Source organism: Methylobacterium sp. Leaf87 (assembly GCF_001422775.1).
In the GTDB taxonomy this organism is placed as follows: domain Bacteria; phylum Pseudomonadota; class Alphaproteobacteria; order Rhizobiales; family Beijerinckiaceae; genus Methylobacterium.
This window is the reverse complement of sequence record NZ_LMMI01000019.1, coordinates 13,597-35,301: the sequence shown is the minus strand read 5'-3', so window position 1 is coordinate 35,301 and position 21,705 is coordinate 13,597. Positions and strand designations below refer to the sequence as shown.

Genomic DNA, 21,705 nt, shown 5'->3' with positions numbered 1-21,705 from the left:
GGGCGCCCCTCCCTCCCCCTTGCGGGAATCCCGAACGAAGCGGGGATCGGGCGCGGGTCCCCTCTCCTTCCAGGAGAGGGAGTCCCGGCGCGGCTCCGAGGTGCCCTGCCGTGTGGCAGGTGCCGGTGGCCCTACCCCTGCGCCACGGCCGGCGGCGGGGCGGCGCGGGTCTCGGCGGTACCGGGGACGCCGGCGGGCTGCATGAGCTGGCCCAGGATCACGTCGCGGTCGCCGAAGGATTGGACCTCGCCGCCGCGCACGAACAGGATCTTGTCGACGTGCCGGAACACGCTCGCCCGGTGGGAGACGATGACCACGGTGACGCCCCGGGCCTTGAGGGCGCCGAGCACGTCGAGGAGCGCGGCCTCGCCCTCGGTGTCGAGGTTGGCGTTGGGCTCGTCCAGAACCACGAGGCTGGGGTCGCCCAGCAGCGCGCGGGCGAGGCCGAGGCGCTGGCGCTGGCCGACGGAGAACACCGTGGTGCCCGAGGCGCCGAGTTCGCTCTCGTAGCCCTTCTCCAGGCGGACGATGAGGTCGTGGATGCCGGCGTCCTGCGCCGCGCGGGTCACGGCCTCGTCGGACACGTCCGTGCGGAACCGGGCGATGTTGTCGCGCACGGTGCCGGTGAACAGCTCCGTGTCCTGGGGCAGGTAGCCGACATGGCGCCCGAAGGCGGCGCGGTCCCACGAATGAACCTCCATGCCGTCGAGGCGGACATGCCCCTCCGTCGGCTTCCAGATGCCGATGAGCATCCGCGTCAGGGTCGACTTGCCGGCGCCCGAGGGGCCGATGATGCCGAGCGCTTCGCCGGGCCGGAGCGCGAACGAGATGTTCTTCAGCAACGGCTCCTTCATGTTGGGCAGCTTGAAGGACACGTTCTGGATTTCGAGCAGGCCGGTAGGGCGCGGCATGGCCGTCGCGAGGGGATTGGGCTCGTAGCCGTCCAGCAGTTTGATCAGGCGCTTGTACATCTGCGACGCCTCGACAAGGCCCTGCCACGAACCGGCGACGCGCTCGAACGGCGCCAAGGCTTTCGAGGAAAGGATCATGTTGGCGAACAGAACCCCCGGCCCGATAATCTGCTTCAGGACGAGGAAAGCGCCAAGGGCCAGAACCATGATCTGAATCAGCATGCGGGTGAACTTGATGAACTCCCCGATCAGACCGGCGAGTTCGCTGGCATGGGCCTGTCCGCCGATGAGGACCTGACGGTCCACCTGCCAGCGGGTGGTGAGGGCTGGCAGCATCCCGAGGGCGCGCACGACTTCGGCGTTGCGCAGGGCCATGTCGGTGAAGTTGTAGCCGCGCCGGGCCGCATCGTTGACCTGATTCAGGGCCTTTCGCGAGACGCGATCCTGCAGCACGGCGAGGCCGAACAGGATCAGGCCGCCAATAAGGCAGAGCAGGCCGACCCAGAAATCGATGATGAACAGGGCGCCCATGAAGATCGGCGCCCACGGCAGATCGAAGAACACCGCCATGCCCGAGCCGGTGAGGGTCTGACGGAAGCCGTCGAGGTCCCGCACGGATTGGCTCTGATTGCCCCCCTGACCGAGTTCGGCCGTGAAGAGAGCGGCGAAGACGTGGCGGGACATGATGCGGTCGAACAGCACGCCGAACTGGATGAGCACGCTGCTGCGGTAGTGATCCAGCACCGCCGAGACGATGAAGGCGCCGGTGACGGAGAACGCCATGATCAGAAGGGTGGCGATGCTTTGGCTGGCGAAGACGCGGCCGTAGAGCTGCACCATGTAGAGCGGTAGGGCAAGGTAGAGGATATTGATCGCGAAGCTGAAGACGAAGGCATAGCCCAGCGGTTTCACCGAAGCGCGAAGGGCCTGATCGAGCAGATTTGGCTTGGCTTGCGACATGCTGGATTCTCGGCGGTCGAACGTGAGGTATGGGCCGGCGTTGTCATGCAGCCTGCCTGACACGACGAAAGCCCCGTCCGTATGGCCGGAGTGGGGCGAACCGTCAGGTCATAGGAAAAAGGGCGACCCGAGGGCCGCCCTTTCTCTTAGTCTAGAGTCTGCAAAGACTTAGACGATGGTCGTGGCGGCGGCGAGGCCGGTCAGGGTGTTCACACCGGTCAGCTTGATGGCGAGATCGGTGTTGGCGTTGAAGGTGTTGTTAGCATCGTTGTTGACGACGACGTAGGTGTTGCCCTGGAACAGCACCGCCGAGACGGCACCAGCCGGGTTGGTGGCCACACCGCTGATGGCGAGGTCAAGAGCCGACTGGATCGTCTGTGCGCCGGAGGCGTCCACGATCTGAAGGGCGCCGCCACCGCCGACGCCGTTCTGAACGACAAGAGTGTCGTTCTGAGCGAGGCTGAAGTCACGGATGTCGATGGTGGTCTGGCCCGAGCCGTTGGCAGCGCCAACAGTGTAGGCAGCAGGGGTAAGGTTCGCCTGGTCGGTGTTTCCACCATTCGTAGTTACGACGTTGGCGACGACAGTCGTCGAGAAATTATACTGCTGAGTGCCAGAGTAAACACCATCAGTAGCGTTCGCGTTGAGGGAAGCGCCAGTCGCGCCAGCAGCGATTCCCGCAAATTTAGCCGCAACTTGGTTGGCAGTCAGGTCAACGTTCGACTTGAACGAGATACCACCGACGGTGACCGTGTTTCCTGCGGTGATTCCGTCATTGAACGTTACAGTATAGACTTCATTGACGTTAGTGCCGTTACCATCAGTAACCTTTGTAGTGGTGGGGGCAATGTTCGCCGCAGAATTATCACGTGAGCCAGCAACGAAGGTATCCGCACCGTCACCGAGGAAGACAGTGTGGGTGCCATTGGTGGTCTGTGCGCCGGAGATCGTAATGGAGTCGTTGCCACCACCACCGTAGATCGTATCAGTGCTTCCAGCGTTCGCGAATCCAGCGGCGCTGAGACCCTTGATCGACACCGAGTCGTTGCCGCCAGCGGCGTAGATCGTCGTGGTGCCCTGACCGGAGAAGTTGATCACGTCGGCGCCATCAGCAGCATCGGCAGCAGCCGTACCGCCGTAGATGATCGTGGAGCCACCGATGCCGTTGAAGGCATTGATCACGTCACCACCCTCGGAGCCGTTCTCGCTGCCGAAGAGGGCCAGGTTGGCCTTCACGTTGGTCGCGCCAGCCGTGATCTGATCGTCGCCACGACCGCCGAAGATCGTTGCGTTGGTGACGCCGTTGACCGAAGCGGTCAGGGCCGTCGCGAATACAACGTCGTTACCGGAGTTGGCATAGACCGTGAACGAACCAGCGCCCGCGATCGCGATCGAGTCGTTGCCATCGTTCGCGTCGGCAGCGCCAATGCCGCCGAAAATCGTGGTGGTGCCACCCTCGTTGTTCGAAACGGAGATGATATCAGCACCAGCGCCGCCAGCGACAGTGATGGTGGCCTTGGCACCAGCAGCAGCACCGACCGAGATCGAGTCTGCGCCGTTTCCGCCGAAGATGTTCGGCGAGGTGCCGTCAGCGAACGATGCGGAATCAGCGCGAAGGGTTGCACCCGCAGCGCCGAAAACAACCGCAGCGCCAGTAGCAGTCACGATGTCATCGCCACCGCCGGCGAAAACGTTGAAAGACGAACCAGCGGAACCAGCGCCGAGAGCGATGGTGTCGTTGCCATCGTTCGGATCAACTGCACCGACGCCGCCGAAGATCGTCACGTTGCCGGTCGCAGCGGTGTGGTTCAGCGTGATGGCGTCGCCACCTTCGCCACCATAAACGGCGAAGTTAGAGCCGGCGCCGGACTGCAGACCAAGGTTGATCGTGTCCGTACCACGGCCGCCGAAGACGGTCGTTGCGGTGCCGGAGTCGAGGTTACCAGCGCCGATGTTGTCGGCACCCTCGTTGCCGTAGATCAGGTAGGAGCCCTTGGAAGCAGCTGCGATGTTGATCGTCTCAGCGTTGTCGACGGAGTCCGCGCGGCCGAGGCCACCGAAAGCAGCGGTGACGGAGCTGGCGGTGGTCGAACCACCGAGGGTCGTGGTGGAGCCGGCGCCGAGCAGGAAGGCGAGATTGTTGCCGGCCGTGGTCAAGGTGGGGGTGGCGTTAGCAGCGGTCGCGTAGGTAAGGCTGCCGCCGGGAACGGTGACGTTGGACAGGCCGTTGGCGGCGAGCGTGGTGCCCGTGACCGTGAGGGTCTGAGCGCCGAAGGTCAGAACGACGTTGCCGTTAACTTCGGCAGCGCCGGTGAAGAGGGCCGGGTTCGCCTGGAAAACGACCGTGTCGTTCGCCTTCGAAGCCGTCTGGCTCGTAGTGCCGTCAAAAATGATGGTAGCCATAAGAAAGCTCTCCTGGGGGTCTTCTACAGAATTTCGCTTCGCAGTCCGGCTATTCTTGCCAGTACCTCGACACCCACCGCGGCGGCTCCTGCTTGAGGAACTTTCCGTTTAAGGTTGGGCTCTTTTTTCAGAGAACCGAGCGCGGTGCAACCGGATTTTGGGTTAACCGCACAGGCCTCTGAAATCCTCAAATTCGTGTTGTGGAAGTATCACAGAGTTCCGCCTGAATGGGACGTTCAGGCATTCAACAAGCCCATGAGCCGGCTTGCTTTTTTCTCAGTAATGGATTTTCCACTCGTCGTAGCGCTCGTCGAGGGCCGCGAGGTCCCCGAAGCGGTAGCGGTAGCGGTGCTGGTTGGCGCCGCTCTTCTCGTAGTGCGTGTGGAACTCGACGGTGTTCACGTTCTCCGTATCGCACTGGCACGAGGAGAACGGACACGGTGCGGGCCCATCGCGCAGGGTGATCTCGGGTGATTCGGCGAGGTTGCCGAGGGACCCGTGGTACTTGCCCATGCCGCAGGGGGTGACGACGCCCATGGGATCGATGAAGATCGCCCGGTAGCCGGCGTTGCAGGCGCCGGGGCGCTTGGCGTTGAGCAGGTATTCGTAATCGTGCCGCGAGTAGATCATCGCCTTGATCTGTTCGCGCTCCGCGTCCGAATACGCCTGAGGGTACCACTTTTCCTGGTGGGGGCCGACGAAGGGCTGGATGAACACGTCGACGCCCCGCGCATTGAGGCGGGCCTTGTAGTCGGCGAGCACGTCCAGGGCCTCGGGGAAGGCCACCATGATAACGGCGAAATCGTAGCGGCGGTTGAACTCGGCCGCCTTGTCGAACCACGCTTCGTGGTCCTTGATCTGCTCGGGGTGGAAGCTCGCCACCATGGCGATCTTCGCCTCGTCGAAGCCGACAAACGTCTTCTCGAACTGCGGCACCGACAGGGTGAGATTGGTGATGAGGTTGAGCGCGTGGAGGTTCGGGCTCTGCGACAGGGTGCGGGCGCCGTCCACCAGATCCTTGGAGACGAAGAACTCGCCGCCGACGCCGATGCGGATGTTCACCGCATAGGGCAGCTGCGCGATGTTGTGCATGACGCGGCGGTAGCGTGCGGGGTCCCACTTCGAGGTCGGCGGCTTCGCGAACGTGGTGCCGTGGCCGGCCACGCAATAGGAGCAGGCGAGGTTGCAGGTGGGGTAGTCGGTGTAATACCGGATGTTGAGGGGCGGCAGGGCGGTGGCGGCCTGCGGGGCCGCCACGGGGGCCTCGGCCGGAACCAACTTCGCCGCGGGTTTCGCGAGGAAACGCGAAAACAGGTGTTGCATCGGTCCTCGGTCCCTCGTTCGGTCCCCGTCGCTACAGGGCGCAATGGCCGAGAATGTGGCGGTGCGCTATAGGGCGCGTCGATTGTTGAGCCGCTGAAAGTTCCGCGCGTGTCGAAAAAGCCCGTGATCGCCTTCGTGCATCAGAACATCCCGGCGCAGTTCCGCAATCTCGCCCCCGCTATGGCGGCGGCGGGGAACGACGTCTACTTCATCACAGCCGGTGGGGGTGAATCGGCGGGGACGAAGCGGGTCCAGTACCAGATCGACGTGAAGAACGAGCTGCCGGCGGTGGCGCAGTTCACCTACGCCCAGAAGGTGACGAAGGCGCTCCTCCACCTCCAGACCGAGCTCAAGGTGGTGCCGGACCTCATCATCGGCCACGTGGGCTGGGGCGAGCTCCTTTACGTCAAAGACCTCTACCCGAAGGTGCCGGTGCTCGGCTATTTCGAGTGGTATCTTCGCGCGAAGCCGCTCGCCGATTTCGCCCCCACCGAGCCGGTGGACCGCGACGCGCCGTTCGTGTTCCGGATGAAGAACACCGCCAACGTGATGTCCGCCGAGCTGTGCGACGCCGGCCTGACGCCGATGCACTATCAGTACGCGAGCTATCCGGCCTCGATCCAGAAGAAGCTCAACGTGATCCACGACGGGATCGACACGGTGTCGATCCGCCGCCCGGCCCGGGGCAAGCTCACCCTCCCGGACGGGCACGTGCTCACGAGCGCCGACGAGGTGGTGACCTATGTCGGGCGCGGGTTGGAACCCCTGCGGGGCTTTCCCACCGCCATCCGGGCCATCGCCGAACTGTGCAAGACCCGGCCGAAGGCGCATTTCGTGATCATCGGGGCCGACGAGCCGGCCTACGGCAACCCGCTGCCCAACGGCGAGACCCACCGGCAGCGCCTGCTCGCCGAGCTGGAGATCGACGCGACCCGCGTCCACTTCCTCGGCCGGGTGCCCTACACCACCTTCCTCGACGTGCTCTACGTGAGCGCGGCGCACATCTATCTGACGTACCCGTACTTCCTGTCCTGGTCGATGCTGGAGGCCATGGCGGCCGAGTGCCTGGTGATCGGCTCGCGCACGCCCCCGGTGGAGGAGGTGATCGTCGACGGCCACAATGGCCTGCTCGTCGATTTCCACGACGCCCACGCCCTCGCCGAGCGGGTCCGCGCCGTGCTGGAGCGCCCGCGCGACTACGACGCCATCCGGCTGGAGGCGCGCCGCACCATCCTGGAGCGCTACGACCTCTACGGCCATTGCCTGCCGCGCCAGAAGGCGCTCATCGCCTCACTCTTATAGACTCGTCGCTGCGCAGCGACTTTCCTCCAAACGGGCGCCCGATTTTGGGCTCAAGCACGATGCGCCACGATTCCGCCATGGCGCAGACCGACATCGCAACCCCCGGCCCGAGCGCCCAATCCAGAGACATCGCGTCGATGCTGAACCTCTTCAAAAGAGCGCCGCAAGCCCCGGCGCCGAGCCCCCTCCCCCCGGCGGGCTCCGCCTTCTTCAAGTTCGAGGACGACATCCTCCAGGAGAAAGCGGCGCACTACTCCGCCGGCTACAACGGCGCGCACCCATTCCCGCACGTGGTGATCGACAACTTTCTGCCCCTCGACGTCGCGGAGCGCATCCACGCCGCCTATCCGGGGGTGGATGATCCGGTGTGGTTCGACTGGAAGGCGGGCGATACGGTCAATCAGCCGAAGAAGCTCGGGGTGCGCCACGCCTCGCGGATGGAGGGCGCACCGCCGCTCATCCACAACATGTGCTACGCGTTCAATTCGTACACGTTCCTGCACTTCCTGGAGACCCTAACGGGCCTGAAGGACCTCATCTCCGACCCGTGCCTCAACGGCGGCGGCATGCACCAGATCCTGCCGGGCGGGAAACTCCGGGTGCACGCGGACTTCAACATGATCGAGCCGTTCGGGCTTTACCGGAAGCTCAACGCGATCCTCTATCTCAACAAGGACTGGGACGAGTCCTGGGGCGGCGACCTCCAGCTCTGGAACCGCGATGCCACGAAGTGTGAAGCGCGGGTGATGCCGCACTTCAATCGGCTCGCCGTCTTCAGCACCCTCTCGACCTCGCATCACGGCCACCCCGAGCCGCTGGCCTGCCCCGAGGGGCGCACCCGCAAGTCGCTCGCGTTCTTCTACTATTCCCGCCACCCCGAAGAAGGCGACGTCACCCCCCGCACGGTGCAGTGGAAGAAGCTTGAGGAGTCGACCCCTGTCTGAGGCCCTGTCGCCGCTCACGGGGCGCTATCCGGAGTTCCTTCTCGCCGAGCGCGCGCGCGCCGCGGCCTCGACGGACCTGCGCGAGCGGGCGCGCTACGATGTTGAGGCGCGCCCGTTCTACCTGTTCGGCCTGCTGACGGCCGCGGATGTCGCGCGCTTCAGCGGGATCGATCACGTGGCGGCCATCGAGTTCGGCGTCGCCGAAGGGGCGGGTCTACGCGCGCTGTCGGAGCTTGCCGCGAAGGTCACGGCGGTGACGGGCGTGCGCTTCACCATCTACGGCTTCGACACCGGCGCCGGGTTGCCGCCGCTGGTCGATGTCCGCGATCACCCTGAGATCTGGCAGGCCGGCGACTTTCCGACCCGCGACCCCGAATCGCTCGCGCAACATGCTAACATGGTGTGGGGCGACATCGCCGAGACCCTGCCGGGCTTTGTTGAGGCCCTGACGCCGGACCTGCCGGTGGGATTCGTCAGCGTCGACGTCGACATCTACCGTTCCAGCGTCGATTGCCTGCGGCTGTTCTCAGGTGCGAAGGCCGACTGCCTGCTCCCCGTGGTGCCGTGCTACTTCGACGACACCATCGGCGGCCCGGCCCGCATCGGCAGCCTGTTTCGCAACCGCTGGTGCGGGCAGCTGCTGGCCATCGACGAGTTCAATTCCAGCGCCTCGGTTCCGCGAAAGATCGATATTCTGCGGACCCTGCGCTATCGCCGGCCGTTCGTGGACGAGCCTTGGCTCGAACAGATGTACGGGCTTCACGTCCTCGATCACCCCCTGCGCCAGCCCGGCGCGACGCGTCCGGCGCTCAGCATCGGCGGTCACGCGGCCGAGGATCGGATGACCTGGCCGCTCTGAGTGGCGGCCGTCGACCATCGCAACAGGAGCAGGCTTCAGCGTGTCGCATCCGTTCTCCCGGCGCCCCGACTGGACGGGCCTCAGCGACGAGCTGTTCGGGTTCGGCACCGGCATCGGACTGGATCCGGATCAACGGGTACGGCTGCGCGCCTACGTTCGCGCGATGGTGCCCCCTGCGCGGAGCGACGCCTCGCTCTGGAGCGATTATGCCGAACTCTATGGAGGCAGCCTCGCCGATCTCGCCGGGGAGGACGTCGGTCGTTCGGAAACGGTCGAGCAGCGCCTCTACGCGACGCCCCTGACGCATGGGTTCCTCCAGGGCCACATGGTCCACGAGTCGCTCACCACCAATCCGGCGGCCCGTCTCCATGTCGGGCGGATCATTCTCGACCGGCTCGTCCGGTTGTCAGAGGCCGTCGGGACTGGGCGCGTTCAGAGCCGGGAGCACGGTCAGACCCATTTCGTCATCGAGGAACTCGATGCGCTGTTCGGGGCCATCGAGCTGCGGATCGGGACGGATCTCGCGCCGCCGCGTCAGGCCGGCGAATTGTTCGGGGTCCGGCTTGCCAAGGGCATCTTCTCCGACCGTCACTTCGATGGGATTTACGGGGCTTGGCGCGCCCTCCGGATCGCGCGGGATTTCGGGATCGACGCACCGGCGCTCCTCGAAATCGGCGGTGGATCCGGGCATCTCGCCTATTACGCGCGGCGCATGGGCTGCACCAAATTCGCGATTCTCGACCTGCCGCCGGTGCTGGTGCCCCAGTACATTCTGCTCGCGACCGCGTTCGGAACCGAGGCCGTCGATTTCGGGGATCGGTCGGGTCCCGGCATCGCCCTCGTCGATGCGTATGGCGCGGGCCAGGAGCGATTCGCGGATTGGGACGTGGTGATCAACGTCGACAGCCTGCCCGAGATGGCGCCCACCGATGCCGGACGCTACCTCGACCGCATCCGTCCCGGTGGCCTGTTTCTCAGCATCAATCAGGAATCCGCGGTCCAGAACGGCGATCACCGTCAGAACGTCGTCGCCGATCTGGCGCGCGCGCGCGGCTTTCGCTGCCACGCCCGTATGCCGGCATGGCTGCGGACGGGATGGGTCGAGGAAGTGTTTCAGGCGCCCTGAACCCCCGGCCTCGTCCACGGGAGCTCGTGCGTTTTGCGTGAGCCGGTCACTCCAGCACGGTCAGGATCGGGACCCGGGCGGGAAAAGAATGTTCGTCCGGTTCGCGAGGTCCCGGCACCGGCCCAAGCGATCCGGGTTGCCGTGCCCGGGAATTCGGGCAGAGGCCTGATTTCGCGCTCCGATTACCGCGCCGTCGTATCCGGGCGCGCCCGTCGCCGGTTCGGCGTCTCCCTCGCCGAGATCCCGCGGCAGGGTGCAAGACCGAGGCTCACCCCGGGCCACCCCTTCATTGGTCGGCGTCGGGCGCCAAGAGCGCGGTGAATTCACGGGCGATGTCGATCTGATGCGGCGCGGATATGTGGATGGCTCGCACCCGTCGTCACCCACCAGAAGGCCCGTAGCTCCAGGTGTGGTGATGATGCCATCGGCGGAACCGGGTTGGCTCGTCCCACGCGATAGCCGACCCACCCGACGGTTTCGCCCATGCGAACATATCGATCCAAAGGCGCGGCCTTGGCCCTGCCCGACGCGGCGCAATCGCCGGCGGCCCGTCCCGGCATAATGATCGACCGCGCGATCCCGAATTCGCTCTTGCACACGGGGGATCGGCGGTCATCGCGGCTGTGTCGGCCGGATGTGAAGGCTTGGCCGCTGTCGCCCGGTGGGCACGGGACTGAGATTGGTTGCTGAGGGTTGATGACGGTTGTGGGGCCGGGACCACGATCCGTCGCACGTTTGCCTATCCGGCCGCCCGCTGCGGTCGATTTTTGGGCCGAACCCCTGCATCTCATTGCCGCCCAAGCTCAGCATCATCTGAATCGCTCTGCGCGATCCGATCCGCGCCCGTAGGGCGTCCAGACACCCGGACAGGTCCGCCGTCGAAGCCAAGCGTGGTCGGCCGGACCTTAACACCCGCTGCGGCGGACGGGGCCAGACTCAGGTCATTGGACCGGCTGCCCGGGGGCCCATGTCGGACAGGGTGTAATTCGTGTCGACCCCGAATGCTTGGCCGCCGTTCGCGATCACCTGACTTCCCATCGGGTCCGAGCCCAACGTCTCGGACAACAGCAACCTTGCCGCGGGGGTATCCCGCGCGAGTTTGATTCGCGAGCGGAGACCGTGACCCATCGTGGCGTAACCCATGCGGCGTGCGACGCAGATGATGAGCTTGGTCGGATCGAGCTTACGACCGCTGGCCAATTCGTCGAGGATCGCAAGCCTCAGCTCGCTGAGGGGCAATCGCTCGTAGTGCTTTGTCGTATCTCTGGCATTCCTTCGGTCGCGGACGAGGATCGCCGCTCCGCGGAGGATCAGGAAATCCCCCTCGCGGGACACTTCGGCAGGGTCGATGTCCGCGATCACGCGGTCGAGTGTGGTCCGTAGTCCCGCAGAGATGGTCCGCAACGCGTAGGCGTCGCGGATGCGGACGAATATTTCTTCTTTGTGAACGAGGCCTTCGATCTCGATCACCCGCATGGCCATCCCGCGGATGGCGTCATCGGGTGTCTCAGCCAACGGCGTCGACGGGCACGGGCGAGCGATCTCGGCATATCGGTAGGCCGGCGTGTCCGCACGCATCGGTGGCAGGCGGGACGACACGACGCGGGGATCGCGATCCACGGTCGCGGCGCGGGCCGGATTGTTTTCGACCGCAGCCGGTGGATCGTCCAAGACGATCCCTGATGTTTCCGATCCACCGTCGCTGTCCTCGGATTCCTCCGTAAGTCGAGTTTCGGGCGCTTGCGCGGCAACCTCCACCCTGTCCGTGCCGATGATGCTGTGCAGCTCATCGAGGCCGGCCTCATCGACCCGACCGTGCCAAACACCGAGGCGGCCGTTCCAGGTCATGGCCCATTTCTCGAAGCAGGCGCGCTTCTTTCGGCCGACGTTGCCCGAAATGCGCACCGTCACCTGGAAGGGCCGGTCGCCGTCGATGGGCCCGGTCCAGTCCTGCTCGGGCGTGTCGGGCGAAGCTGCGGCCGCGCGGCGCCGCGTCGGTGCGGTGACGAAGCTGGACGCCGCGGTGGTGGACTTGCAGAGCGGCGCGAGGCGCCGCAACTCGGCCGCCAGGACATCCGGGTCGATCCGGTGGAGGCCGATCTCGCGGGCCAAGGTGACAAGTGCGGTGTCGAAGGCCCGGACCTCCCGCGCCTCGGACGATTTGAGGTCGAGCCGCGCCGCACTTACATTGTGGCGTGCCCGCTCCGTCCTCGCGAGGGCGGCCCGGTAGGCTGCCATCGTGCCTTCAGCCTTCCTGGCCATCGCTCCGATCCACGGTAAAGAATTCGATCCTCGCATCCTACGGTTCGGGTCAAAAAACGCATAGAAAACAATGCGCTTGCGATTTTTCAAGTGAGAGGCGAGCGCAATATGCAGTCCTGGGATCCCGGCCACGATTCGGGGTGTTCGAAGGAGGTCCGGTGGCCATCGCCCTGCTCATCGCCCGGTTCCTGAACCGGAAACCGCGCCGCCCGATGCCGGGCTACCTCGCCTATCTCGGCCGCCGATCCACCACCCATGACGGCCAGCGCTTCACCTACAGCCACCTGTCCGGCGACCTCGTCTACGAGGCGATGCTGCTTCCGCCCGGCGCTCCACCGGATCACGCCGCCCCCCTGGCGTTCGCGCGGGCCCTCGATGCCGCCGAACCACCACAGATTCCGGGGACGGACCGCCTGCGCTTTCCCCAGACCGGCCTCGACCTGGTACTGGCCCTGCCCAGCGACGCGGAGCTGACCCTCGAGGAGGCCATAACGCTCGCCCGACGCCTCGTCGCGGCGGTGGTGGGCGATCTGCCCGTCGGTGCCTATCTCTGCATCCACGATCCGGCCGTGCGCCACCCGACGCGCGCATTGCGAAATCGGCACGCGCACGTGGTCATCGCCCTGCGCCCGTACAACGGCGGCCGCCTGAGCCGGCACAAGCTGCGCGATCTCGTCGCCCGGGTGCGGACCGCCGGTCGCGGGGAGGGTCAGGATCGGCGCCCCGTTTTCGTCGCCGAAGGCGTGGCTTGGCCCGACCTGTGGTGGAGCCTCCAGAATCGCGCGTTCTTCGAACTCGGGCTCTCGACCCGAGTTCAACCGATCGCCGCTCGGCCCGAGCGGCATTTCGGGCGTCAGATGTCGCAGACCGAGCCGCGGGAGATCGCGGCGGCGCGAGCGGATCTCGTGGCGGAGAACCGGCGGATCGCATTCGGATCTCCCCCGGTGTTGGTGCGTTCGCTGGCGCGGGGACGATCCACGGTGCTGGTTGCCGACCTCCGCGCGTTCCTGACCCGCGTCATCGTCGATCCCTCGGCCCGCCATCATCGCCTCACTGCGATCCTCGGGCATCCGGCCATCGTCGGAGTCCCCTCGGTGGGGGGAGTGTCCTCGACGCAGACCGTGGATCGCATCACGACGCGAACGATCCACCTGCGCACCACACACGCGCTCCGCATCGCGCAGGCCAATGTCGGCGTGGCGGCCCCCACCCTCGTTTGCGTGCGCGCCACGGGGGGTACGCTCACCGCGGATCTCCACCGTGCGGTGGCGGACCATCAGGCCGGGACCTACGCCCCAGGCCCGGTCGTCGCCGTCGGGGCCGTCCTGTCGCACGCGGAGGATCTGGCAGCGCCCGTGATTGCGCATCACCGTCTGCGCGACGTCATCGGACGCGCCAACGCGGTGTGGTCGCCCTCGACCCTGATCGTGGCCCCGCGGGCCCACGCCCTCGCAGACGGCGATCTTGCCTCGCTCGTCATCAATGCCGGGCGGGCGGGCGCCACCCTAATCCTCGGGGTCGATGACGCCGCGGCGGATGGGGTCATCGAACGCCGGCTCGCCACGGTGATCGCCGGTCTCCTCGCCCCGCGCGATCCCAGGCCGGACCTGACGGTCGCGGACTTGCGCCGCCTTTCCGCTCAACGCCTGCGCACGGGCTTCATCCGCGAGGGGCTTGCCGCGTTGATGCGCTCGGGGGGCGTGCGATTCGAATCGCCCGCACCGGAGGGTGACCGCATCACTGTCGGCGACCCCTTGCCTCCTGTGGCGGATGCGAAAGCCGCAGGCTCGGCGTCGCGTCCCGGTCCCAACCCGGTCTGGCATCCGAATGTTGGCGAGTGTCTCATCGCCCTTCGCACCGATTACGGGCACCTGCCGCCCGTCATCCGGGCCGGCCGTGTCTACGTGCTGGTGGCGGTTCACCGCACCACGAACGGTCGGCCTGCGTGGGATCTGCGGTCGTCCGATTCGGACATCCCGGTGTCGACGACACAGGGCGTCGACCTGTTCGCACCCTTGGCGAACCTGAGCCTTCGCCAGGCGCGGGCGCTGGAGGCGGCGAGCAGTCCCTACCGGGTCGTCGTCGCATCGGGCCGGACCGCGTGGGCCGCCCTGCTGCTCGCATCCGAAGCAAGCGATCCGACCGTGCCGATCTCCGTCCTGCCGGCGGTCGCGACCTCGCTCGACGAGCTCGTCGCGGTTGTCGGCCGCAGCCTGCCGGCGGCGCTGGCCGGCGAGTTTCCGGCGGTGCCGAACCGTGCCGCCCGGAACCAGGCGCAGGAGGCGGTGCTGATCGATGCCCTCTTCGAACGGTCGAAGGGGTCAGGGAGGAAGACCACGCCGGATCAGTGGTCGGGATCGACCCCTGCGGATCTCAGGACGTTGCCGCCCGGATTGGCCGCGGCGGTCCACAACGATCCGCTGGTGCGGACCGGATTGCAGGCTCACATCGAAACTGTGCGCACCACCACCGGCGATCCGTCGTCGATCACGGGCGCCCCGATGGACGTCCTCGATCCCGTCGCGCCGCGCCCGAAACGCGACCGTCGTCCAAAGCTTCATGCCGAGAGCACCGATCTCCCGATTGCCCTAGCGGACACCGAACGGGCCGAGCTCTCGGCGTGGGATCTCTACAAGGTCGAGCTCGAACTCAAACTGAAAGCGCTGCCGACGCTGCAGCGTCCGCCGATCATCGAAGGGCAGCCGGCCGGAATCAATCCGAAAACCGTCGGCAGCCGGGTCTCTGACCGCAAGGTCAGCGCCGCGGCCGATTCGACGAATCCGTCGGTGATCAGGGAGCCGTCGCGCACGGGGACCGAAAAAATCGTCGCGAACCCGGCGTCTTCGAGCCTGGACGACGAGGATGACGATTCCACGAGTACGATCATCAAGAAAATATAGATCTATGACACATCGCTATAATATTGGAACTTGTCGGTTTTGAGATCTACTCTTATAGCAATATAGTAAAATGAGATCAGGAGATATTTTTTGGTGCGTGGTATTAAAATTGTATTCAACATAAATACAAAAAATTGTTAGTCTTATAGAACTGTTTCGATAATATTTCGAAGGCGGAGTTTATATAAATACTTATAAAGTGCCTACTAATTATAAGCTCTGTAATTATAAGAATTAGTTTTGGCTGAATTTTTTGGCGCTACCGTCGCACGGAGTTAGTCTGAGCATGGACGGCAAGTGATGAATCGCGTGCCGACGAATGATCGATCACCGGAAATTTTACAGATCCCGTTAAGGATTTGTTTACCATCATCGGACGAGAGTGCGGTTATGCGCAAATAGCCGCCTTGCATCCCTTGCGCTTTCCAAGCCCGTGACCGATCTTGCACTCACCGGGACTTGCACCTCCCGACGTCAGTAGCCGTCCTTGCGAAAAGGTTGGCCTTCGCCGAGACCATCCCCCATTGCCGTGGGCGGCCGTCAAAGCGATTGCCGCCGCAATGACGGCCTGGCCACGCAAACTCACTGTTACAGGCAGAGAGCAGCATGGTTACCCACTTCTACGGCGAGGCCTCGTCCTCGCGCAACGGCTCCGCGCGCGTTTTTCCCGTCTGCGGCCCCGTCCCCGACCCGGTGCGCCCCGAGACCGCCCTCCCCCGTCCCAGCGACACCCGCCGCATCCTGCTCGGCGCCCTCGCCGGCGGGACCGCTGTCGCGCTCGGTGATCTCGTCAATCTCCTCCCCGACCATCCCCGCCCGATCTCCGCGATTTTCGACCTCGTCGACGCGGGCGATGCCGTGATCGACCTCGACGCCGCCTTCGGGGCGTCGAGTCGCGTCTGGGCGGCCGCCCCGAACTAGTCGTCCCGCCGGACCGGCGGCTGGGCATCGCCACGCCCGCCGCCCACGGTCCGGTGCCCCAGGGAACCGGTTCGCCGCCCGTCTAAGGGCAATCCCGCACGACGATTCCGCCGTTGGCCTCCGCGTGCCCCCTCCGGGGCCATTGGCGGACCGGAATCCCGGCCACCCCGCGTCTGTGGTGGTCCGCCGCTGTCCGGTCCAGCGGTGGCCAGTCGGCAACGGTGTCGCGGGGCCCAGCGGGCACGACCAACCGATCCCACGCGACCACCCCGGAGCCCTCCGCTCCGGGGACGGCATCCCACCCCTCCCGTTCGATTCGACGTCGCCGCCGCTCCGCGGCGGGCGCTTCCAGGAGTCCGTTCTCGATGACGCATGCCTCGTTCTCATCCACCACTGAGGCCCATTCCGGGTTTCCCGGGTCCGGCTCATCCATGGGTGACGCCGACCGGGCCCACCCCCTCCCCTCCGGGGCCGTGCCCCCCACTCCGGCGGAGACGCTCGCCCAGCGATTCGACTGGCTCATCGACGCAATGCCGGTCGAGCGAACCCTCCTCGATCGGTCCCTCGTCCGGGCGGTCCGGCGCCTCGATCCCGATGGTCACCTCATCCTGCGGCGCATCCGCGTGGCCGGGGGGGCAACCTTCGACCTCCTCGCGTTGCCCGACGGCTTTCTCGACCGTCCCGCCCACCGCGATGCGCTTCGCGCCCTGCGTTCACGCCGGCATCGGCTCGGGTGCCCGCTTCGCCTCATCCGCGAGGCCGTCGTCAGCCGTGAGCCGCGGCTCTCGAATGCCCGCCTCATCCACGAATCGGCGGGCTTTCATCCCTCGCGCTGCGCCACCCGGCGCCTGATCCGGCACCTCTTTGCCGAGGGTGGCTCGGCCACCCTGCGCGACTGCCTCCCGCCCCTGCGCGGCGAGACCGATCCGGCCTGCGCCATCCTCGCCCTCGTCGCCAGCAAGTTCCTGGCGGTCGATCTCGATCACCCCTTGGGTCCCGAGAGCCGGGTGCACCTCGTGACCCGCCACGTGCCCGCAGCCTGACGCGAAGGGGGCGGCCATCCGGCCAGGATAGCCCCCCCCCTCGCCGCCAAACCCGACGATCACCCATCCCGCCTTGCCCGAAAGGTCTCCGCCCTCATGTCCCTGTCGCCGAACCAACGCCCCGCGAACCGGTCCGCACGGTCGAACGGAAAGGGATCGCGTTTCCCTACGGCGGATCAGCCTGAGATCCAGACAGCGGACGGGGGAACCGAGTCCGAGCCCAATCCCAGCGTGGCGACCGAGGCGTTCAACGATCCGTTCTTCGATCTTCGGTCCGAGGTTGAGCCGAGGGGCGGCCGAACCCAGACCTCCGCGGGATTCTCGAACCCCAACCCGAGTACGCTTCTCGCCGAACTCGCCCTCGCCCGCGTCCTCGGACCCGCCGGCCTGCGGCGGCTGCGGTCGGGGCCGAACGAGCTCGTCCTCGTCACCGTGCCGGACCAGCGCTGGGTCGTACCGGTCGAGAGCATGATCCATCGCGACGTCCGCAACGTCAGCGTCGTCCGGGTCCAGGGCGAGCGCCAGCGCGAACGCGCCAACGTCGTTTCCGACGCCACGGTCGGCCTGGGTCAGGGGCGCCTCGTCGTGGTGATCACGACGAGCCTCGACGCGGTCCCCGTCGCCCTGCGTTCGGCCGCCGACAACCAGCTGACGCTGCACGGGGCCGACCCGGCGATGGTGGCAAAGGCGATCCGGGTTTTCACCCGCCGACGCCTCAAGACGGCGCTCACCGGTGCCGATCTCGCCGGCCTCACCCTTGATGACCTCGTCGCGGCCATGCGCCCGAATTCGACGCCCGACGAGATCATGCGTCGCCTGCGCCGCGCCGCGGCCCGGATCGCCGAGGGCGCCGATCTCAAGGATGCGCCGGACCTCGCGACCCTCGCGGGCTATGGGGCGGCCAAGGAATGGGCCATGGGCCTCGTCGCGGATGTTGCACGCTTCCGTGCCGGGGAGCTCGATGGCAATGAACTGGAAAGCGCCATTCTCGCCGGGCCCCCCGGTACGGGCAAAACCCAGTTTTCCCGCGCCTTGGCACGGGCGGCGCAGCTTCCGCTCGTCGAGACGAGCATCGGCGACTGGATCTCCGGATCTCCGTACCTCGACAGCGTGCTGGGAAAACAGAACGCGTTCTTCGATGCCGTCCTGGCTCAGGCGCCCTGCATCGGATTCATCGACGAGTGCGATGCTTTGCCAAGCAGAGATAAAGTAAAATCGAGGAACGCTGATTTCTGGAACGTCGTCTCGACGAACCAATTGCTTCGATGCGCCGAGGTTCGATCGGCCGGTCGGGGAGCGGTCCTGCTCGCGGCAACGAATCACCCGGATCGGATCGATCCTGCCCTGCGCCGCCCCGGCCGGTTCGATCGGATCTTCACCATCGCGTTGCCCGACGCGACTGCCCTCGCGACGATCCTGCGCGGCCACCTCGGTGACGACCTGGCCGGAATGGACCTGTCAGGTGTCGCGCGGCTTGGCCAGGGGGGTACCGGCGCCGATGCCCTCGGGTGGATTCGCGCCGCCCGGCAGATCGCCCGGCGTGCCGGTCGGTCGCTCAGGCTCGACGACCTCCTTGGCGTGATCCAGCCCGAGGACACGCGTCCGACCGAGTTCGTGCGGGCCGTCGCCCTGCACGAGGCCGGCCACGCCATCGCGGCGGTCCGGCTCGGCCTCACGGTGGAGCGTGTATCGATCGAGCCGCGCGGTGACGCCGCGGGCTGGACCGAACTCGGCCCGACCTTTGCCGTGCCGACCCGGGCGCGGATCGAGGCGGTCGTGATCGAGCTCCTCGGCGGCCGGGCCGCGGATATCGTGCTCGGCACCGGCCCGCACGCCGGTGCCACAGTCGATCTGCGGATGGCGACGGCCCAACTCACGGCCCTGCACACAAGCCACGGGTTGGGCGACGGCCTGCTCTACCGTCGCGATCCGGGACATGCGGCCGATCTCCTCGCCGGCGATCCCGTCCTCGCTCATCGCCTGGAGCAGCATCTCCAGCGACTGATGGCGGCAAGCCTCCGGCTCATCGAGGGGAATCGCCGGGCGGTGAGCGCCGTCGCCGAGGCACTGGTTCGACAGCGGGTGCTGACGGGGTCCGAGGTGATGAATCTCGCAGCGAACCATCCCGAGACCTGCCCTCGCCCGTCGGCGGCCGCGAGGCGGGACAGCGAGGGATCGGTGCCCCTGGCTTGAGCGTGCGGCCGGTGTCCCGGGACGCCCGATCCGGACCGTGCGTCGCCGGCATCGACGGTCCTCGAACCCCGCTCGCGCGATGCCCGAGGCGCCCCATCACCCGTGGTTCGGGTCGCGAACGCCGCCGTGGTGATGGTCCGTCACGGATGCTCGACCTCCGCATTGCCTGGACCGTCTCCCCCGCAACGGGCCCACCCCGGCGTCCATCACGCCCGCAAGCACGGCGGGACGCCGTTCACCGCCTTCGACCGATCGCCCCGGCCGCAAACGCGCGGCCCCACCGACCAAAGGACAGCCGTTTCATGAGCCGACTCGACCATCTCGAACTGTTTCTCCCCGTCGATGACGCGGTGCGGCTCGAATCCGCGCTCGCGGCCTTCGACCGGCTCACCGCCGGTGGCGCGCCGGACCCCTACGAACTCTCCGCCGCACCGATCCTGTCGGGTTGGCGCCGCACCCTGATGCCCCTCGTCGAGCCCGTTCTCATCGGGACCGTCGAGGGGCACCCGCACCTCTCCGGCCGGCGCAACGTCGCGACTTCGCGTCTCCTCGCCCTCGACCCCGTGGACGGATGGGCCCGGACGCTCAGCCGTTGGTACCGCCTCGGCCACCCGGCCGAGTAGGACCCGGCCCCCTCGCCACCCAACCCACCCCGACCCACCAGGCGAAAGGCTCGATTCCCATGCCCTCCCCTCACCCGATGCACCGCCGCCGGCCCGGCGCGCCGCCGTCGTCATACGCACCTGCGCCCGAGCGTTCGGTCCTGGTCTTCGATCTCGAAACGGTTCCGGACCTCGAAGGTCTGGCCCGAATGTACGGGCTCGCCGACACGGACACGGCCGGCGCGCAAGGCCGTCTCGCCGGAAAGTTCCCGAAGCTCGCGTTCCATAGAATCATCTGTGTCGGGGCCCTCACGGCGCGCTTTGCCACCGGTGCCTGGCAGGTCGAGGCCATCGAGGCCCCCCATTGCGGGGATCATGACGAGGCCGGACTGATCCGCGATTTCGACGCCCGTGTCGTGGCGACGGGACCGCAGATCGTCACGTTCAACGGCACCGCGTTCGATCTGCCGGTTCTTCAATATCGTGCCCTGGTCAATCGGGTCGCGATGCCGGGGCTCGCCCGTCGCGCCTATCTCCATCGCTATTCCGAGGCGGCCCTCGACCTCTGCGACGTGCTGTCGAACTACCAGCCGGGCGGCAAGATGGGCCTCGATGCCCTGTGCCGTGCCCTCAACGTGCCGGGCAAGCCCGCGGGCATCGATGGGTCCCGGGTCGCCGAGTTCCTGCAGGCCGGCCGCATCGCCGAGATCGCCGCCTATTGCCGGGCTGACGTGGCGGCGACCTATCGGATCTGGCTCGCCCTGCAGCACATGCGCGGTGCCCTTGGTTCCGACGCCTATCGGGCCAGCGAGGACAACCTCTCCCGGTATCTCACGCGCGCAACGGCAGCGGCCCCGACGGACGGCGTGACCACCGCCGCCGCCTAAGGGCCGCCCCCGAGCGCTTTGAGCGTCGCCGTTCCAGGCCTGTCGCCGCTGAGGCCCCCCCAGCGCGGACCCTCGCCGGCGAGAGGCCACCCGAGCTTTCGCCGCGGGGTCGTCAAGGCTGTTCCTTAGAACCGGCCCGCGATCCCGTCCCGTCCTCATTCGCTCGCCGGAGGCAGCCCATGCGTCAAAACGAGGTTTGACCGCCCGGCCGGTCCGCTTCGCCACGACCCTTTCGCGCCGAGACCGCCGCGCCATGCGGCCCCTTTCCCACTTTCGTCGACCAAGACCCGGAGATCCCACATGACCATGACCCTGCCCAAGATCCTCCATGAATTCCGTCTCGCGACGCAGATGTCATGTCCGACCCCGGACACTACCCTGCGTCTCGTCACAGACCGGCTCTCCGGCCAGCAGGTGCTCGCCGCCGACTGGACGGATCTCGGCCACGTCTGCGCGTGGTTGAACCGGAACCGTCGCAGCGGGGCCTACCTGCTGGTCGGCTCGCAGAACGGCCGCCGGCGCGTGCGGGTCGGCGAAGGGGTCAAGCTATGGCGCAGGCTCCCGGACCACAGGGCGGACGCGAGCCTGAGTTTCGTCGCGGAGATCTACCTCCTCGTCTCGCCGTCCTTCAACAAGAGCGCCACGGTCTACCTGCAAGAGCAGCTTTCCGAGATCGTCGAGGGCGAGGCACAGATCGACTGGCACAAGGGTTGCCGGCATCTCCAGGATTTCCCCCTGAGCGACGATGACCGCAAGATGCTCGATCTCGCCCTCATGCTCGGTTTGAACCTGCTCAACGCCGCGGGTCTGCGCCTCCTCCGGCCGGAGCAGAGCCGTCTCGCCGGCCAGGTCCAGAGCCTGCTGACCCAAAGCCAGACCGTGACCATCAGGGCCTAGCCCCACCGTGTAAGGTTCGGCAGAAGGCCCGGAGTGAACATCGCCCGTCGCGCCTCCCGGCGCGGCGGGCGTGCCAGGACTGCCCGTCGCTTGTCCGAGACTTTGTGCTCAACGTTCCGCAGCGCGATGCTGGACAGGCGTTGGGTTGCGGGCCATGTCACAGCGATTCACC

The 21,705-nt window shown here is 66.6% G+C and carries 15 protein-coding genes; 11 read left to right on the top strand and 4 right to left on the bottom strand.

Translation table 11 applies throughout. The features are described 5' to 3' along the window. Positions 1-131 precede the first annotated feature (131 nt). From ASF22_RS11850 to ASF22_RS11840, 3 genes are all read right to left on the bottom strand, one after another. Positions 132-1,871 (bottom strand): type I secretion system permease/ATPase, encoded by a 1,740-nt coding sequence (locus tag ASF22_RS11850; protein ID WP_056264440.1) that lies wholly within the window; start codon positions 1,869-1,871, stop codon positions 132-134. 168 nt (positions 1,872-2,039) lie between these two features. Then, the gene (locus ASF22_RS11845) at positions 2,040-4,274 is read right to left on the bottom strand and encodes a calcium-binding protein (protein WP_056264438.1); all 2,235 of its coding nucleotides are present in this window, start codon (positions 4,272-4,274) and stop codon (positions 2,040-2,042) included. Between the two features lie 276 nt (positions 4,275-4,550). After that, positions 4,551-5,597 carry a radical SAM protein gene (locus ASF22_RS11840; RefSeq protein WP_056264435.1) on the bottom strand — a complete coding sequence of 349 codons (1,047 nt, stop codon included), beginning with the start codon at positions 5,595-5,597 and terminating at the stop codon, positions 4,551-4,553. 108 nt (positions 5,598-5,705) lie between these two features. Between ASF22_RS11840 and ASF22_RS11835 the strand changes: the two genes are divergently transcribed. From ASF22_RS11835 to ASF22_RS11820, 4 genes are all read left to right on the top strand, one after another. Further along, complete coding sequence (locus ASF22_RS11835) at positions 5,706-6,899, top strand: glycosyltransferase (protein WP_156647679.1); 1,194 nt, start codon at positions 5,706-5,708, stop codon at positions 6,897-6,899. 137 nt (positions 6,900-7,036) lie between these two features. Further along, positions 7,037-7,843 (top strand): 2OG-Fe(II) oxygenase, encoded by an 807-nt coding sequence (locus ASF22_RS11830; RefSeq protein WP_162239549.1) that lies wholly within the window; start codon positions 7,037-7,039, stop codon positions 7,841-7,843. Continuing rightward, positions 7,821-8,702, top strand: a complete 882-nt coding sequence (locus ASF22_RS11825) for a hypothetical protein (protein ID WP_056264428.1) — start codon at positions 7,821-7,823, stop codon at positions 8,700-8,702. The genes ASF22_RS11830 and ASF22_RS11825 overlap by 23 nt, the downstream gene beginning before the upstream one ends. A 40-nt stretch (positions 8,703-8,742) precedes the next feature. Then, positions 8,743-9,828 (top strand): hypothetical protein, encoded by a 1,086-nt coding sequence (locus tag ASF22_RS11820; RefSeq protein WP_056264426.1) that lies wholly within the window; start codon positions 8,743-8,745, stop codon positions 9,826-9,828. 936 nt (positions 9,829-10,764) lie between these two features. Here ASF22_RS11820 and ASF22_RS11815 read toward each other — a convergent pair. Continuing rightward, complete coding sequence (locus ASF22_RS11815; RefSeq protein ID WP_156647678.1) at positions 10,765-12,222, bottom strand: hypothetical protein; 1,458 nt, start codon at positions 12,220-12,222, stop codon at positions 10,765-10,767. A 26-nt stretch (positions 12,223-12,248) separates the two neighbouring features. Between ASF22_RS11815 and ASF22_RS11810 the strand changes: the two genes are divergently transcribed. The 7 genes from ASF22_RS11810 to ASF22_RS11780 all read left to right on the top strand — a co-directional run bounded on the left by ASF22_RS11810 (position 12,249) and on the right by ASF22_RS11780 (position 21,533). Further along, positions 12,249-14,990 (top strand): MobA/MobL family protein, encoded by a 2,742-nt coding sequence (locus ASF22_RS11810; RefSeq protein ID WP_156647677.1) that lies wholly within the window; start codon positions 12,249-12,251, stop codon positions 14,988-14,990. A gap of 606 nt (positions 14,991-15,596) precedes the next feature. Then, complete coding sequence (locus ASF22_RS11805; RefSeq protein ID WP_056264415.1) at positions 15,597-15,911, top strand: hypothetical protein; 315 nt, start codon at positions 15,597-15,599, stop codon at positions 15,909-15,911. Between the two features lie 365 nt (positions 15,912-16,276). Further along, positions 16,277-16,954, top strand: a complete 678-nt coding sequence (locus ASF22_RS11800; RefSeq protein ID WP_156647676.1) for a hypothetical protein — start codon at positions 16,277-16,279, stop codon at positions 16,952-16,954. 231 nt (positions 16,955-17,185) lie between these two features. After that, positions 17,186-19,147: an AAA family ATPase gene (locus ASF22_RS11795; protein WP_056264409.1), complete on the top strand. Its 1,962-nt coding sequence runs from the start codon at positions 17,186-17,188 to the stop codon at positions 19,145-19,147. A gap of 302 nt (positions 19,148-19,449) precedes the next feature. Then, positions 19,450-19,770 (top strand): DUF6634 family protein, encoded by a 321-nt coding sequence (locus ASF22_RS11790; protein ID WP_056264406.1) that lies wholly within the window; start codon positions 19,450-19,452, stop codon positions 19,768-19,770. A 59-nt stretch (positions 19,771-19,829) separates the two neighbouring features. Then, complete coding sequence (locus ASF22_RS11785; RefSeq protein WP_162239548.1) at positions 19,830-20,636, top strand: 3'-5' exonuclease; 807 nt, start codon at positions 19,830-19,832, stop codon at positions 20,634-20,636. Positions 20,637-20,936: 300 nt separating this feature from the next. Continuing rightward, the gene (locus ASF22_RS11780) at positions 20,937-21,533 is read left to right on the top strand and encodes a hypothetical protein (protein ID WP_056264401.1); all 597 of its coding nucleotides are present in this window, start codon (positions 20,937-20,939) and stop codon (positions 21,531-21,533) included. The last annotated feature ends 172 nt before the right edge of the window (positions 21,534-21,705 follow it).

Coding starts and splice junctions, on each gene's coding strand:
- ASF22_RS11850 (WP_056264440.1), bottom strand. CDS start 1,871: ATGTCGCAAGCCAAGCCAAATCTGCTCGATCAGGCCCTTCGCGCTTCG.
- ASF22_RS11845 (WP_056264438.1), bottom strand. CDS start 4,274: ATGGCTACCATCATTTTTGACGGCACTACGAGCCAGACGGCTTCGAAG.
- ASF22_RS11840 (WP_056264435.1), bottom strand. CDS start 5,597: ATGCAACACCTGTTTTCGCGTTTCCTCGCGAAACCCGCGGCGAAGTTG.
- ASF22_RS11830 (WP_162239549.1), top strand. CDS start 7,037: ATGCTGAACCTCTTCAAAAGAGCGCCGCAAGCCCCGGCGCCGAGCCCC.
- ASF22_RS11805 (WP_056264415.1), top strand. CDS start 15,597: ATGGTTACCCACTTCTACGGCGAGGCCTCGTCCTCGCGCAACGGCTCC.
- ASF22_RS11800 (WP_156647676.1), top strand. CDS start 16,277: ATGACGCATGCCTCGTTCTCATCCACCACTGAGGCCCATTCCGGGTTT.
- ASF22_RS11790 (WP_056264406.1), top strand. CDS start 19,450: ATGAGCCGACTCGACCATCTCGAACTGTTTCTCCCCGTCGATGACGCG.
- ASF22_RS11785 (WP_162239548.1), top strand. CDS start 19,830: ATGCCCTCCCCTCACCCGATGCACCGCCGCCGGCCCGGCGCGCCGCCG.
- ASF22_RS11780 (WP_056264401.1), top strand. CDS start 20,937: ATGACCATGACCCTGCCCAAGATCCTCCATGAATTCCGTCTCGCGACG.